Annotated in this window: 9 protein-coding genes and 2 pseudogenes; 5 read left to right on the top strand and 6 right to left on the bottom strand. The window is 54.4% G+C overall.

Translation table 11 applies throughout. From position 1 onward, the window contains the following. Both GH784_RS26725 and GH784_RS26720 read left to right on the top strand, forming a co-directional pair. Positions 1-438: pseudogene (locus GH784_RS26725) on the top strand (Ti-type conjugative transfer relaxase TraA); the annotation flags it as partial. Between the two features lie 610 nt (positions 439-1048). After that, complete coding sequence (locus tag GH784_RS26720) at positions 1049-1723, top strand: spermine/spermidine synthase domain-containing protein (protein ID WP_003519173.1); 675 nt, start codon at positions 1049-1051, stop codon at positions 1721-1723. Positions 1724-1922: 199 nt separating this feature from the next. Here the strand turns inward: GH784_RS26720 and GH784_RS26715 are convergent, their stop codons facing one another. Then, positions 1923-2624, bottom strand: a complete 702-nt coding sequence (locus GH784_RS26715) for a DUF6998 domain-containing protein (RefSeq protein ID WP_111828946.1) — start codon at positions 2622-2624, stop codon at positions 1923-1925. Positions 2625-2884: 260 nt separating this feature from the next. Here GH784_RS26715 and GH784_RS26710 point away from each other — a divergent pair. Continuing rightward, positions 2885-4437, top strand: a pseudogene (locus tag GH784_RS26710) (ISL3 family transposase). Beyond that, positions 4437-4832 (top strand): hypothetical protein, encoded by a 396-nt coding sequence (locus tag GH784_RS26705; RefSeq protein WP_246670505.1) that lies wholly within the window; start codon positions 4437-4439, stop codon positions 4830-4832. The pseudogene GH784_RS26710 and the gene GH784_RS26705 overlap by 1 nt, the downstream one beginning before the upstream one ends. An 88-nt stretch (positions 4833-4920) precedes the next feature. On the opposite strand, the gene GH784_RS26700 is transcribed toward GH784_RS26705, so the two are convergent. From GH784_RS26700 to GH784_RS26690, 3 genes are all read right to left on the bottom strand, one after another. Beyond that, complete coding sequence (locus tag GH784_RS26700; protein WP_076846052.1) at positions 4921-5472, bottom strand: hypothetical protein; 552 nt, start codon at positions 5470-5472, stop codon at positions 4921-4923. Between the two features lie 256 nt (positions 5473-5728). Continuing rightward, on the bottom strand, positions 5729-7333 hold the full coding sequence (locus GH784_RS26695) for a restriction endonuclease (RefSeq protein WP_210251801.1): 1605 nt from the start codon (positions 7331-7333) through the stop codon (positions 5729-5731). A 98-nt stretch (positions 7334-7431) separates the two neighbouring features. Continuing rightward, the gene (locus tag GH784_RS26690) at positions 7432-10998 is read right to left on the bottom strand and encodes a DEAD/DEAH box helicase (protein ID WP_153794014.1); all 3567 of its coding nucleotides are present in this window, start codon (positions 10996-10998) and stop codon (positions 7432-7434) included. A gap of 402 nt (positions 10999-11400) precedes the next feature. Here GH784_RS26690 and GH784_RS26685 point away from each other — a divergent pair. Further along, positions 11401-12590 (top strand): IS3 family transposase gene (locus tag GH784_RS26685; protein ID WP_111828416.1). Its coding sequence is split into 2 segments (ribosomal slippage): positions 11401-11653 and positions 11653-12590, totalling 1191 coding nucleotides; the frame shifts between segments, so codons are not numbered across the junction. Positions 12591-12952: 362 nt separating this feature from the next. Here the strand turns inward: GH784_RS26685 and GH784_RS26680 are convergent. Together GH784_RS26680 and GH784_RS26675 are read right to left on the bottom strand one after the other, a co-directional pair. Beyond that, entirely contained in the window at positions 12953-13786 is an 834-nt protein-coding gene (locus tag GH784_RS26680; protein ID WP_060726450.1) for an alpha/beta hydrolase family protein, read from the bottom strand. Positions 13787-14271: 485 nt separating this feature from the next. After that, positions 14272-14769: a hypothetical protein gene (locus tag GH784_RS26675; RefSeq protein WP_210251800.1), complete on the bottom strand. Its 498-nt coding sequence runs from the start codon at positions 14767-14769 to the stop codon at positions 14272-14274. Between the last annotated feature and the right edge of the window lie 381 nt (positions 14770-15150).

Here is a 15150-nt window from a genome sequence, read left to right as displayed (position 1 = left end):
CATATCGGCTATGTCTCCGAGGCATGGGAGCGCCGGCTTGGCGAAGAACGTCAGAGCGAACAATGGCAGCGTGAGCAGCGTGATGTGATCGAGGTTCCCGGCCTCACCTCGCGCAGCGCCGAAATCCTTGCCAAGGTGGAGAAGATGCAGGTCGAGAGGCGAAGCCAGTTCATCAAAGAGCTGCGGTCGTCTCCTGAGGGGCAAACCGCGCTTGACGAGGCCAGGCTGGTGGCCGAAGCGCTCACGCGGCGGTTTGGTAATTCCGATCCCCGCAGGTTTACCGAGGAGCTCGAGGCACTCCCGGAGCTCGCAAAACAGGCCGAGCAGATCCAGACAATCGCCCGCATGGTGCATCGGACACGCCATGCAGAACTCAGCCATGACTATGCGCTGAAACAGCAAATGAACCGGTCTCGCGGGCTTGGACTGAGTCGGTAGCAAATGATCTAATCCTTTCATCCCTGCAACAATCCTGTGGCTTGGATCGTTCGATGGGAACGTCAGCTCACGCTCGTAATCGATGCGGAAGTGAGCGTGAAAAGTGCTGTTATCGCAAATGTAGAATCCTGATGCCGCACGTCGCCAATGATCGGTAGTTTGCAAATGGCAGGCTGCTTCAACACAATTCCGAAAATCCAGCCTCTACTTTTTCCGCTTGTAAAACCGCTCGCGCGAAACACGCAGTTAATTTCGGCCGAGAGTGCAACGTGGTAACGCACTCGAAATGCGGCATACCTGCAAGGGTATCGTGGGTTCGAATCCCACCCTCTCCGCCATCATGAACCTTGAGTAGGCGACGGTTCCCGGACATATAAATCCCACCAGAGCAATTTGTCGGAAAAGAGATTCCATTCATTGGGCCACGCTCCCGGCACTCAACGGATTCTTCCCAACCATTTCCACGGCACCGGTAGCCACACAAGCGCAATGGAATTCGGGCCTCCAGACTCTTTTCGCGGGCGCTCTTTTTCTATCCCCTGATATTCAGATGCCTCAACACTGCGCCCATGCTACGAGGTGGCCAGACGCAACACAACGAGATATGCCGATGCTTACCTGGATTCAGCTTGATCGCGCGACCATTCCCGGAGATGGGGGTGAATTGCGCCTGAAACAACGCGGGAGCGAATTTTCCATCATGCTCGGCTCGACAGAGCTGATGAACAGCAGGTTGAGCGGCTCCGAAGAGGCGCTGGCTACGCTGTGCTGTGAGCGTATCGCGGGACGGAACAACGCCAGCATCCTGATCGGTGGCCTCGGTATGGGTTTCACATTGCGGGCGGCCCTGAGCGAACTGCCGGACGATGCTCGGGTTACTGTGGCGGAGCTTGTTCCGGCGGTGGTCGATTGGGCCCGGGGACCGATGTCGGATCTCCACGAGGGCAAGCTCGACGATCCCCGTGTGGCCATCAGTATAGGTGATGTTGGTGCGCTGATCCGGTCCCAGAAAACGGCTTACGATGCCATTCTGCTCGATGTCGACAACGGTCCCGATGGGCTGACGCGCGCCTCCAACGATAGCCTCTACGATCGCAGCGGTCTTCTTGCCGCCAGAAATGCCCTGCGTGCGAACGGTGTGCTTGCGGTCTGGTCATCTGCACCGGATAGCGCTTTCACACGTCGATTGCGAGAAGCGGGTTTTGCTACCGATGAGGTGAATGTGCGCGCCAATGGAAAACGCGGCGGTGCCCGCCATGTCTTGTGGATGGCGACCAAGCGCTAGCATTCCGGTTCTCCCTGCGGTGACCTGCAGGACCATATCAGTTGGATGTCCGGATTGGTTGCTGGCGCGCCGGAATTATCCTTGGCCCCCTTTGCGGGGCATCCTACGCATCGTCGTGATCACAAACGGAGATCACTATGGCGACCATCAGAAAACTCAGAGGGCGGTGGCAACCAAAGGTGTGCCGTAGCGGAATGTCTCACAACAAACCTGATGCCGCGTTCAGACAACGAATGACATCGGCACCAAGCTGCTGAGTGTTTTTCAATCCACCCTTGGAGTTTAACAAATCGACCCCGATATCTGCCGCGACCGAACGTAGCGTCTCTTTGACTATGACCTTTTGCGGTTCTCCGTTGCGAAAAATACGGATCGCGCCATTTTCATATTTTACAATCTCGAAGTCGGAATAAGGGGCTTTCCCGGCTATTTCAAGAGACTCAACGGGACGTTCTTCGCGCGTTGCCCGTTTGATCAGATAGACAAGTTTGCTACCCTGTTCCCGCATTAGTTGACGAGCCGTTTCCACTTGCGCGTCCAAAAGCTCTTCCACCGAGACGCCTTTTTCGTCATCGATGTTGACCCGGAGGACCATCACGCGATCCACATGATTAAACGTGTTCAGATTGAAATCGACGTGAGTGGAGCTGGTAATGGTTTTGACCGATATTCGTTCATTTGAAGCGGACACTACGTCATAGCCCCGCTGATTGGTATCGAGGGCCATCTGACCACGAGTAATCATCGCGGCGTAAAGTTCGCCAATGCGCCCAGTCAGGTGATTGAGCTCGCCGGGGCTAACACCCCAGCTGATTTCCTTCTCGAACCAAGATAGCGCTTCGGCAAGCGACTGGATTATCTGGACTTGGGTGAGTGTTGGTCGGTCGGTTACAGCAAGCATGCTCTTGTTTCCGTTTCAGTCCAAGCTGATGATCTTGGCAGGTGCAAACCGTTCCAGCTTTTTTCAATCCGGATACCATTCCTTTGCCCGGCATGGGTGTTCCGACCGCGCCTTTCAGCCAACATTCTTTCTTCGGCTTGATATAGGTTGTCAATCGGCATGGAATGTTGACCCCGTATCGGCGTCCAATTTTGGGTCTGACTCAATCTTGATGATGTTTTAGATTCCATTGGCCTGGTTTTTCACGGAGAACCAGCGCCATGCGAGCCCAGTTTCGGCTTTCCGATCTGATCCCAGCCGAGCTGACCGTCAAGTCAGTGCACTACACACCGGATGCGATCGTCATCGCCGCATACGGTCAGTCACCAGGTTGCAGGTGTCCCGAATGCGGTACGACCTCCCATCGCGTTCATAGCCGCTATCCTCGGATGATCGCCGATCTGCCGTGTGCGGGCCGAACGATCGAATTGCATCTGACGGTCCGACGCTTCGTCTGCAATGTCGTCCATTGTCGCCGAAAGATTTTCGCCGAACGTTTCGGTGATGGCGTGATCCGACCGATGGCCCGCCGCACGGCACGCCTAGAGACCTTAGTTTACCATCTCGCTTTGGCATTGGGTGGTCGGCCAGCAGCACGGTTCGCAGATCGTCTCGGGTTACCGGTTAGCAATGACACGCTGCTTCGAACCGTTCGCCGATATGATCGCCCACCACCACCGCCGCCAAGCGTTATCGGCATTGATGACTGGGCGTGGCGTCGCAATCACCGATATGGCACGATTATCTGCGATCTGGAACGGCGAAAGACGATCGCGTTGTTGCCCGACCGAGAATCCTCGACCGCAAAGGCCTGGCTGGTCGAGCAGCCGCAAATCGAAATCGTCGCAAGAGACCGCGGCGGCGGATATGCACAGGCCGCTGCGCAAGCCCTGCCACGGGCCGAACAGGTCGCCGACCGCTGGCATCTCATGGAAAACGCTAGCCACGCCTTTCTTGACGCCGTTCGCAAGTCGATGCGGCAGGTGCGCATGGCAGTTGGAACAGCAACCGTAAACCCTAAGCTTCTGACTGCCGCCGAGCGTTTGCAATATGAGGGCTATCTACGGCGTGAAGAGACAAACTCTGTCATTCGTGGGCTCGTCGGCGATGGCGTGTCCATCAAGGAAATCGTGCGCAGAACAGGGCATAGTCGTAAGCTCGTTCGCAGTGTCATCCGTGATCAAAGGACCGACATCTTCCGAGTCCGGCAAACTTCGCTCGAACCACACCTCCCGTGGCTCGAAGCGCAATGGGATGCCGGATTACGAAACGGCGCTGAACTTTGGCGGCAGCTTCGGCTGGCTGGTTTTGGCGGCGGTCTCCGCGTCGTCACGGAATGGGAACACGACGAAGAAGGGCCGAAAAGGCCGAGAACGGGCTCGGCCACGCGCCGGCAGCACGCACCATCGTCCGCCTAATGACCCTTGAGCGCAACAATTTGACCAAGGCGCAAACGATGACGGTCGCTGCGATCTGGGAGCAGCTACCAGACCTTGTCGAGGCAAGAGATGTTGTGGAGAGCTTCCACGAAATGCTGCGGCGCAAGTCTAAAGATGATCTGGACACATGGATCAACCGCGCAGCAGCAAGCTTAATCTCGCCATTCGCGAACGGCGTTATCCGCGACAGAGCAGCGGTTCAAAATGCAATCACTTCAATTTGGTCGAACGGCCAGACAGAGGGCCAGATCACCAAGCTGAAACTCATCAAGCGCCAGATGTACGGGCGCGGGAAACTCGATTTGCTTGAGGCACGTATCGTCGGAGCACCCTGATGTCATCGAAATTGCGTCAGACCCAAAATTGGACGCCGATCACCCCGCCAGAGGGGTCAATATTCCACGCCGAAACACACAGGGCAATCACGCAGTCAGCTTTCACGATATCGCTTCTGCAATATTGCGCCGACAACGATTTGGCCCATCCTGGGATCGTCGTGCTTGATTCCCCTTTGCTTTCCTACCGGGAGCCGGACGGTGCAGACGACGACCTAAGTGAGACAAATCTGAACGGGAACTTCTACAGATATCTTCTTAGCCTTCAAAGCGATCGACAAGCCATCATCGTTGAAAACATGGATCCCCCGTCAGATGTCGAGCTCGGCGATCGTGTTATTCACTTTTCCGGAATGGTTGATGAAGATCGCTTCGGCCTTTTCCCTCGCCAATAGGTCCTATGGCCTCTTCGAGGAAACTGCGAATAAGCGTCGAAGGACGGTAATAAAAGAGCAATTTTGCCACTGCCAGTCATTCGAGGGATTACGTGCAGTCGCGAAAATTCAGAATCGATGCGCGAACGTACTGCGGAATATTTAGGTACGCAGACCAAGCTGATTTTCCCAGAAACCCTCGAAGCTTAACGTCGCTACTCAACGGATTTTCAGCTGGATTGCCGCAATCCGGGACAATATGGACAGCGTGGATAATCTTGTTGCAGGCTTGCTCAAAGGTGAGTGGGATCTCCCGACTGCTGTTTAGGATGTCCGGTTGGAGCGAGCCACACTGCACGGTAATCGGCTGGTGCTTTAGCTCTCTTGGATCAACACGTAAGTGGCTCATGTGCTCTGCATGGATGCGATTGGCGACTGCAGTGCCAATCAATAAATGTGTAATCTCGTCTGCGAAGTGATCGTCGCGCATCAACCTAAGTGGATCGTCCGGTGACGATGTGAGTTCAAAAAACTGCACGTCACCGCTAAACACTAGAAACAAACGATATATGTCTCTGATTGCAATGGCTGGATTCAGCTCGAAGTTGTTTCGTCCGTAAGGAGCCAAATATCGAAACCTCTGTGGTTTTGTAAGCCGCACGCCGGCCCACCTGGTTAACCTCTATAGCTTCTCATGGCAGGTTCGGAAACGACCGACATGACGGTGCAAAGTTGCCATCGGCGTAAAGCGCAAACGACAGGAGCTTACTCTTGAAAGGACGCCAAACCGCAGCCCAGATATCAAACTAGAGGTGTGGAAAGGACAGTACCCGTATTTACCGCCCTTTTCGCCCATCCGGTTTCGGTGGTGCTCATTGTGAAGCATGGCCATCCTCAATGGATGCCAAGACGTGCATCTATGCTGTCGGAAAAATAATACGAGCCTGCGTACCGATTTCCTGAAGGAGGTAGAGAAGTCCACCGCCATCGACCAACTCGATAGGCTTGTCAGACGCGAAATTAAACGCGTCGGGTCCATATCCGCTCGTCGTGACCAAAATGCCTTTGTTCGCCCCTTCGTTCATCATCGTTCCATAGAGGTCTCTTACTGCCGACACGCCGACAGTGTGCCGATAACGCTTAGCCTGGATCACAACCTTGCCGCCCAATATTGGTCTCTTGTCATAGGCGATACAGTCCACGCCACCATCTTTGGACGAGCGTGTGAGCTTGGATTCGAGCCCCATCTGGCCGAACAGGTTTGCGACCAGAAGTTCGAACTCCCCCGGGGTTAGATCCATCAGGTTCGGTGCAGAGCTCAAGCCGGAAACAAGGTCTGTCTGGTCGATAAAACGGGCATCCGTCATGTCAAACTCGACAATGGGTTTTACCGGTTGGGCCTCGGTGGCATGCCTTGACACCGCCGCACCAAGATTTCTGAGGCATGTCGCCTTGTCGACACGAGCCAGATTAATCGCGGAGAAGACTTCCTTGGTTGTCCTTACGGAAATGAGATGTGGCTGCACATCGCGGCCAGTCGCGGGGTCGACTGTATGGATGAAGCCGTTGAAGCAGCATGTTTCGACCGCCTGCCCCTGATCCGCCTCGAACACTTCGTGCAACGTTCTAAGCGCGATGCTTGCAATTACATCCTGGTATATTGACTTAATGTCGGCCGGTTTCCGCGGCTTTCCTTCGATCACATCCCGCGCCTTCACGAACCGGTACTCAGTGCACTGGGGTACGATTTCTGATGTCGGCAGCTCATACTCGATCACCAACTGTTTTGATGAAGCTGAGTAGCCGATTGAAAAAGCCCTGGGGAAACAATCCGGGTAATTTGAACGCTCGAGAACCATTGTATTGTAGGCAATCACTGCATCGGGATCGAGAGCGAAATAGAGATCCTTGAATGCGTCGACCTCGGCATTTCGTTGAGACACTTTCAGATTGAACGCATTTAGCTCGCTATCATGCTGGTTCATTAAAGAACGAACCTGATCCAAGCGCTCTGCTTCCTTTTCATGCCAAACCGCCAGATCAGCCGCATATCGATCTTTTGCCTCATCAACTGCTCTCTGATAACGCTTCTTGGCGCCGGGCACGAGCAATGTAAGTTTAGACGGCTGCCGCGCCACCGCGAGATAACCCTCTAACTGCGGCTGTTGTGCTGCCGTCTCCAGGGCTTTATTCAGTTTTAGTACAGGTGCTGATTGGCTTACCCGGAGACTGTCAAAGTCCAATGTATCGTCTATCGCCAGGGTGTCGTTTAGAACATCTTCCAGTTCTTGCACGCGATCAGCGATCTCGGAAGTCTGATAATCGGCTTCCTGTTGTCGGTCTTCGACCTTGCGCAAAGCCGCTGCTTTCTGAGCCTCCCGTTGAGAAACAACCTGCTGTCGCTGATATAGGCTTTCATCCCGAAGCCTTTGCCGCTCTTGTTTTTCGGCCTCTCTGACCTGTCGTTTGCGGTTCGCGGCACTCACACGTTGCTGCCGTGCTGCTTCCCGGGCCATCGCCATAACAAACTTTTCCAACCCACCCCGTCGCGCCATATTCCAATTCCCCCTGAAGCGATAAGCCTCAACAAAAATCACTAGCCTCAGTTGACCAACACTCGTTACAATTTCCGGACTGGCATCGATCGTATTAACGTCTGGAAGCTTTGACCGGCGCCAGACCACGCCGCGTGAGAGCCGACCACGTAAAGGTTCTGCTTCGCCCGGGAAATCGCGACGTTGAGAATATTGGGCGGGTTGCCTGCCCACATGCGCGCCCTGTGCTGGCCTGGTTTGGGAGCACCGAGCAACAGGATAACAGTCTCCGCCTCACGGCCCTGGAATGTGTGAATCGTGCCGACGCGATCTCTGACCCATGTGGCAGCGTCTTCGCCGATCGCGTAGAACAAATCCTTCTCCCGCTCCAGCCGTCGGCGCATTTCCGTTTCGATGATCTTGAACGGCGATATTACAAATACGTCTGGAGAGACGATGCCAAGCATCGCAATCTTGCGCATCATACGGACCACTATCTCGCCTTCTCCGGAAGACCACTTGGTTTCCGCGTCGGCGTCGATATCGAACCAGCATGAAGGCCCGAACGCCGCACCAATCTCTCCGGGATCGGGCTTTGCAACGGCATGCACCATTTGTCCGTCATAGGCGATTGCGTTTGACACTGAAAACATCGGATCCTGGCATCGCCGATGTACAAGAAGGGGAAATCCAACCTTTCGCAGACCGGCATCTGCGTTGAACGTTGACTGAAATGATGAACCGTGATCCGCCAAGGTCTGAACTGATGCAGTTGGGGCAGACCACCGATCTGGATCAACGTTGAAGAATTTGCAAATCTCGAGGTTCAGCTTCTCGGGTAGTGAGACCACTGGTGGAATCTGGAGTGGGTCCCCGACCACAATACAACGTTTCGCCCTCATGATTGCGCCCACTGCGGCTTGCGGCACGGCCTGCCCAGCTTCGTCGACCAGAAGCCAACCAATAGCTTCCGAACCGAGATCGCCAAACATCGTATTGACGGATGCGAAAGTGGTCGACACAGCAGGGATAACCATGAAGAGGGTTGACCAGAGATCACCCAGAAGCGCTTTGTGTGCCGGGTTCCCCAAAGCCCCGGCGGTGAAGGCATTCATCAAGATGTTAAGGTTGTGAAGAACCTTCTGCGCAGAAGCGTCGACGAATGCTTTCTGAACGTTCAATGCTGCCGCGAACAAGTCCTCACGCCTGCGGTGAAGGCTATCCGGAAGCCACGGAGCAGCTAGATTGATCAGCTCGTGGGATTGAGCGAAGAACCTGTTGTCAATGATGCGGTCGCCAAGCACCTTTCTCGCAGATTCAATAGTTTCGAGGTGACCAGTGATACCCGATCGGAGCGCGCTGAGTTCCTCGTCAATCCGATCGAGTTGCTCTTGCCGCCGGCAAAATTCCGCCTTGGCGGCTTCAAGCACTTTGGATGCGTCCGTCCATCTCGCTCGCGCTCTATCGCAAAGGTTGTCAATGTCAATCTTGCGGGTCTGCCAGCTTCGCCAGGAAGACGTCCCGAACAAACGGGCAAAAAATCCCGGACGCGCAAGAATATGAGCGTGCGAATCTCGCTGCGCCCGATCAAACTCCGCCTGTGCCGCAGCAAGCGCCGTCTCTGCGTCCCGCTTCTGATCGCCAGCCTGCTTAGCAAACGAAACCAATTGGTCTCGTTTGGCCGACATCGCAGCAACAGCGTTTTGCGCAACAGGCAATAGTCTGCAGGATTTCCGAACCTGCTCGATACCTGCAAGATCTTGATCGATCTCCTTGCGCAGGGTCCGAAACCGATTGCGCGCCTTTCGCCAATTCGTGAGGGCTGCTGCTTCACTGACAGGCGGCGTCTCATTCGTCACGACTGACGGGATTTCGCGACGGATTACTTTTCCGTCGTCATCCTTGATTTCACGCAGGAAGTCATCACCCTTGGCCGCTTTCAGATAGATGCGGAAGCCACCATCCTCATGCCACCAAAAAGTCTGCTGAAAGGCAGAGCGTTTTCCTCCGTTACCCAGGACGGCCGCGATCAGTCCCCAGGTTTGCTTCTGTGTGACATTTGAATCCTCGTCATCCTCAACACCGAAGCGTCGTGGGTTTGCGACAAGGTCGCTGATCGAGCGCAGATAAGAAATCTCATCGGCTCGCCCATTGTTCTTATGAAGCGGCAATTCTTCGCTGACGTTCTGGACGGCTTTATTGTTGCTTGAGGCAATGACAATCTCATGCCCTCGCAACGTTGGATCTACCCGGTAGAAATGGAAAAACGCATTGCCGCCCACGCCCATTTTCTGGCCTGTCGTCGAAAATGCGTCAGCCGGCTTTTCAAACTGCACCATGGCTGTTGCACGATCGAGTACACATCCAACGACAATATCACGCAGCAGCGTTGTCTTGCCGGTTCCCGGCGGCCCATTCACACCAATCAGGCCGGCTTTATCGCCCAATTCCGCTCTGGCAACATTCACCGCAGCTTGTTGCAGCAGGACGAGTGGATGGTGACCGCTGGAAGGCCAGCGGGCTTGAGGCATCTTGGCAGGTGCGACGTATGGCTCGATCGTCGCCGGCGGCGCCAACACATCAACTGCTTCCTTAACCTTCGAAATCCCAAGAAATCGGCTGAGCCCCTCCCCTTGCTTGCCGGATGACACGAGCTGCGATGCAAGGCCGATATCATCGAGAAAGAAGGAATTGAGAAGTGAAGGCTCAGGTGGCGTCCTCGAGTTGAAATGATGGAAAACCTTGAGCGCGAAGGATGGTGCGTCAACAAGATCACGAGGAACATCGAACTCCCCCACCAGCCACTCGTGGGCTGCAGTTATCGTGGCGACATCCAAAGGCAATGGATTGCCGTCCTTGTCTTTTCGCCGGACTAGCTTTTCCAGTTTCTCCAACACCGATGCCTGAGCAACTGGCCAGTTGCCAAGCTGGTCGAGATTAAGCGCCAATGCCTGCCGCAGAGCCCAGGCAAAGCTCGATACCGCGATGGCGTTCTCATCCAGAAGATAACCTTCTTTGTCGACGAGGACAGCCGCGATGACCGCCTTACGTCCATCTGGTCTTGAACGCTCTTCATCCTCATCAAAAGCTTCCACCAAAAGGTCTGTCGCACGGTCCAGGGTGATGCAGCCGAGAACAACCTGGAAATACAACCGATGTTTGGGCTTTGCCTTGAGGCCGCGTTCCCACGGAAGCCCCGCCTCGACCAGGGGCACTATTCGGCTTCGTTCCCCAGACGCTAGTTCTTCCGGCCGTTTGTAACTTTGAGGCGATAGTGCCTCCAGGGCAGTCCAGGCAGCCAGTATCGAGGAAGGGTCGTCTTTTCGCCCGCTGGGTTTGAACACTTCCAAATCTGGCAGTTTCAAAACTGATTCGGGTACCGAAATTTGCGATGGTTGTCGTATTGGTGGACTGGAATTTCGCTTCACCAAAGCCGGGTCCGAAGCACCTACTGGGAGGTTTCCGCCACTCTTTGAACTTGCCAGTTGTCTGAGAGCAGTATCAACCTCTTGACCGAGAGTCGCAGCCTTCTGGACAGTTCGTTTCGAAAGCTCGAAGGCCAAGCTCTTCAGTTCCGTTTCATCGTCCCTGAATTGTTCGAATATGGCTCTGAGCTCGACAATGGATTTCTGTAAATAGGGCCGCTGCTGCATGTGAATTTCCGTGACAACTCCAAAATCAATCGCTTATTTAGAGTTGTATGTCGAGAGCGTTCGTTAAAGTACGCGAGCCCTGAACAAGGTCCCCCAATACAGTTGCGGCGAATGCATGATTTTAGGGCTTAATATCTAGAATGTTGGTTTTCACGCGGAACTGAGCCGGTTAGACGCATAATTTCCATTGAGAATTGAGCCATGTGAACCTTCCCCCAACGCGGTGAGCGACGGGGGCAACGGAGTGATCCACATGGGACTTTTAAACATCATCCGTCGGATGAAGCTTCGCGAGAAGCAGTCGATCCGCGAGATCAGTCGGCATACCGGTTTGTCGCGTGACCTGCCACTGCGAATTTCCTCCAGAATGGATTAGAGTCCGGCCCATTAAAGGACGGACGCATGAAGAAGCAGCGATTTACGGAAGAGCAGATTATTGCGGTGTTGAAGGCGCAGGAGGCTGGCGCGAAGGTGGCCGACCTTTGCCGCAGGCATGGAATTTCAGAAGCAACGTTTTACAACTGGAAAGCCAAATACGGCGGCATGGAGGTCTCTGAGGCGAAGCGGCTGAAGGCGCTTGAGGACGAGAACGCCAGGCTGAAGAAGCTGCTCGCCGAACAGATGCTTGATGCGGCCGCACTCCGCGAGCTTCTCCAAAAAAAATGGTAGGGCCCGCCGCCAAGCGTGAAGCCGTCACGCACCTGAAGACCGTCATGGGGCTTTCGGAACGGCGGGCCTGCCAGATCATATCTGCCGATCGCAAGACGATCCGTTACCGGTCGAACCGACCGGTGGAGACCGAGTTGCGAGCAAGGCTGCGCGAGTTGGCTAATGAGCGACGGCGTTTCGGCTACCGTCGACTGTTCGTCCTGCTTCGGCGGGAGGGAGAGCCGTCCGGCGTCAATCGCATCTATCGGCTGTATCGCGAGGAAGGGCTTTCAGTACGCAAGCGGAAGGCCCGACGCCGTGCTGTCGGCACGCGTGCTCCGATCCTGGTCGAAGCGAAGGCAAACGCCCGCTGGTCGCTGGATTTCGTCCACGACCAGTTCGCCTGCGGACGGAGGTTTCGGGTGCTCAACATCGTCGATGATGTGACGCGTGAATGCCTGGCAGCAATTCCAGACACCTCAATCTCCGGCCGCCGTGTCGCACGGGAGCTGACGATGCTGATCGAACGACGCGGCAAGCCCGGAATGATTGTCTCCGATAACGGCACCGAACTCACCTCGAATGCCATCCTTGCCTGGTCGAAGGATCACAAGGTCGAGTGGCATTACATCGCGCCGGGAAAGCCCATGCAAAACGGCTATGTCGAGAGCTTCAACGGGCGAATGCGTGACGAATTGCTCAACAAAAGCCTGTTCTTCGGCCTCGATCATGCCCGAAGCGCCATCGCTGAATGGGCCGAAGATTACAACAATTTCCGGCCGCACTCATCGCTCGGATATCAGACCCCGGCCGACTATGCCGGGTCCATCGCCGCAACCGGCTCCAACGCTGCGCAAAATGAAAGCTTCGCGTTTCCGCCGGTTGCTCACACCGCGCCACTTGGCGTATTCAAAACCGCCGGGGCTCTAATCGCCACTGGATGAAAGTTCAGTGGCAGGTCAGCCCGAGAACCGGGCCGGTAATTGCTAAGGGCTCAGACCGTGGATCCGCCTACGAAGGAGAAATTCGATGCCACTCGAATGAACAATTGACAAAAATCCTGATGTGAGAGGATACGAACCCGCGACCCCCCGAAATAATTGACATTAAAGGTTGGATTCACATTTGTTAATGTCATATGACGCTGGGGGCCGCACCTTGAACTGTTTCATCACGCAACCAGAGCAATTTGCTTCCGTGGCTCTTCGGACACTAAAAAGTTAACTCAGCAAAACGAAGCCCTCTTGTGGCAGGCTCAATCAACCGAAGCGTTTGCGACGAGCCCTCAAAACCTCAAATTATTCGGCTAAGGACAAGGCCTGGTTTGGGATAAAGACCCAGTCTCTTGAAAAAATACTACCATTGCATCTATCAGCTGTTCCAGCGTTGCCGTGTCTTTGTCGGTATTGAAGATATGATTCATAGGTGCCGTCCACACCCGATTGAGACCGTTGTGCGCGTTGGCGTATTGTTGGGCACTTCCCGCAGGAATGTCCATATCCAGAGTGCCCTCCGCAATGAAAAGCGGCCCCGGAAAGGCCCCAACCTCAGAAAGCGGGGCGACATTTTCGACCTCAGCAAAAAAGTCTGGACCGACGCTTAGAGTGGCGCCCCATGGCATTGTCAGGTCCGTCGCAGTCGCACTGTTCAGACCTCGGTTGTAGACCTCCATCCCGATGAGCTTGGGGAACGATACCTTTGGCTCTGCGACCGCCGCCCACAACGCGACGCCGGCAGGACGTTTCGTCTGAGCTGCGGCTATCGCGGCAACGAGCCCTCCTTGGCTCCATCCAAGGACAATGATTCCCGTGTGGACGGATGCGGTTCGACTGTCGAGAAAATCCATTGCGGCGACGGCATCCGCGACTTGCTTCGAATATGTTGTGTCGGAAAAACGCCCGTCACTGTCGCCCGACCCACGGAAGTCGATCCGAAGGCTGGGAAACCCGAGAGCCGCCAGCGTCCTTGCAACATAGGCAAAGATTCCTTCTCCCGTGGAAGCAATCCTCAACTCGTTACGGGTCCCGCCAAAGCCATGCAGAAGCAGATAGAAGGGACCTTCGACTTTCTCAGGCATTCGAAGAGTACCTATGACCTGTTGGCCGTCGACTTTAAAGTTTACCGTTTCTTCCTCTGTCATTCAGGCTCCGTAATTAAGCGTCGCATCCCAATGCAGCTAGAAGCCCTGGCAAGATGGTCGAGAATATCCGAAGCTATATTATGGCTTACGGTTAAGCCAATTTCTTTCGCAATGCCGATGGAAATTCTCAACTAGGCAAAACATTTGCGCGGAGAATTGGCTCTGCCTCAGAATTGCTGCTGTTGGGCGCGAGGTTTTGGCTTATTCATAAGGCATTCGGCGGACATCATGTCAGCCACTACCGCTTCTACGATGTTCACCAGCATCCGCAATAGCGCGTCGCTGCACGGCCGACGGTGGATAACGCTGGCTGGTCCCTTTGTGGGGTGCGAGATCAACTAGAAAGACTCCGCCCTCCCGCAATCGTCGGGCCTCCTGCTGTCATACAAACGTACGCGCTTCGGGTTGACGTCTGGCAACAAGTTCACCTTTTTGAATGGTATCGCGAATCCTGTCAAATTCTGCATCGATAAGGTTCCAGCAATTTAACCGAAAAGCGGCAAAAAACCTGGTCGATGCCGCCAGTAGCCCTCGCCTTCATCCAGAAAGGCCGTGACGTGGTCAAGCTGGACGTTCAGCGTCTCATCAAATTTCCCGCGGGGAGAAACGAAAAGGGAAATCGAGTTGCATTTCGTTACGATTTCCTTTCGGACCTCTCCTTGAATAGGCCCCGGCGATAAGCGATTTAGGTCGAGCAGAGTGAGAAGCGAACATACATCATTTCGAAGTGCTTCGTGCCGCTTCAGCAAAGTATCGGACGCTCTAAAAGCTGCTGCTGCTCTGAGCTCGCTTTCCTTGAGATCGGCCTGTTTGGCCGCTATGTCGGCAGTCTGTTTCGCAATTGCCGCAGTCGAACGTTTCAGATCAAGGTCGATAAGCTGCAAGCGGCGATTAATAAACAACGTGGCGGTCGCGGTTAGAATTGCGGCGAAAGCAGCGATTGATGCGGCGAACACGGCAGGGGTAGAAATTAGGAAGTCCAACAAAATTCTTCTCGTCCTTGCCTGAGGTTTGATCAACATTTCAAATCTTTACATGCATATCTTGCTCAGCAAAGTACTGCTTCTTGCACTAAAGTTAATGAAATACTCCATCGACCGACCAAAAGGCCTTCGCGCTTGGACACAAACGTTTGGCTCTTGTACCGCGGAATCATTCTCTGAATCTATAAATTGCGGCGTCTGGGATTAAATCGAGCCAGCAAACGGAGGGACGTATCCTACAGACGAATTTTGCAGTGCAACAGCGCGGCCGCCGAGGCACTGAATGCCGAGATCAGCGATATGTACCCCTTATCATCAGCAGACTCGACGGATTCACAGTAAATCAATATCGATATATTCACTATTTATATTAATCTATAC

Origin of the sequence: Agrobacterium tumefaciens (genome assembly GCF_009649785.1) — a bacterium.
Taxonomy (GTDB): Bacteria; Pseudomonadota; Alphaproteobacteria; order Rhizobiales; family Rhizobiaceae; genus Agrobacterium; species Agrobacterium tumefaciens.
The sequence above is the reverse complement of the archived record's forward strand: the minus strand, read 5'-3'. Positions and strand labels throughout refer to the sequence as shown.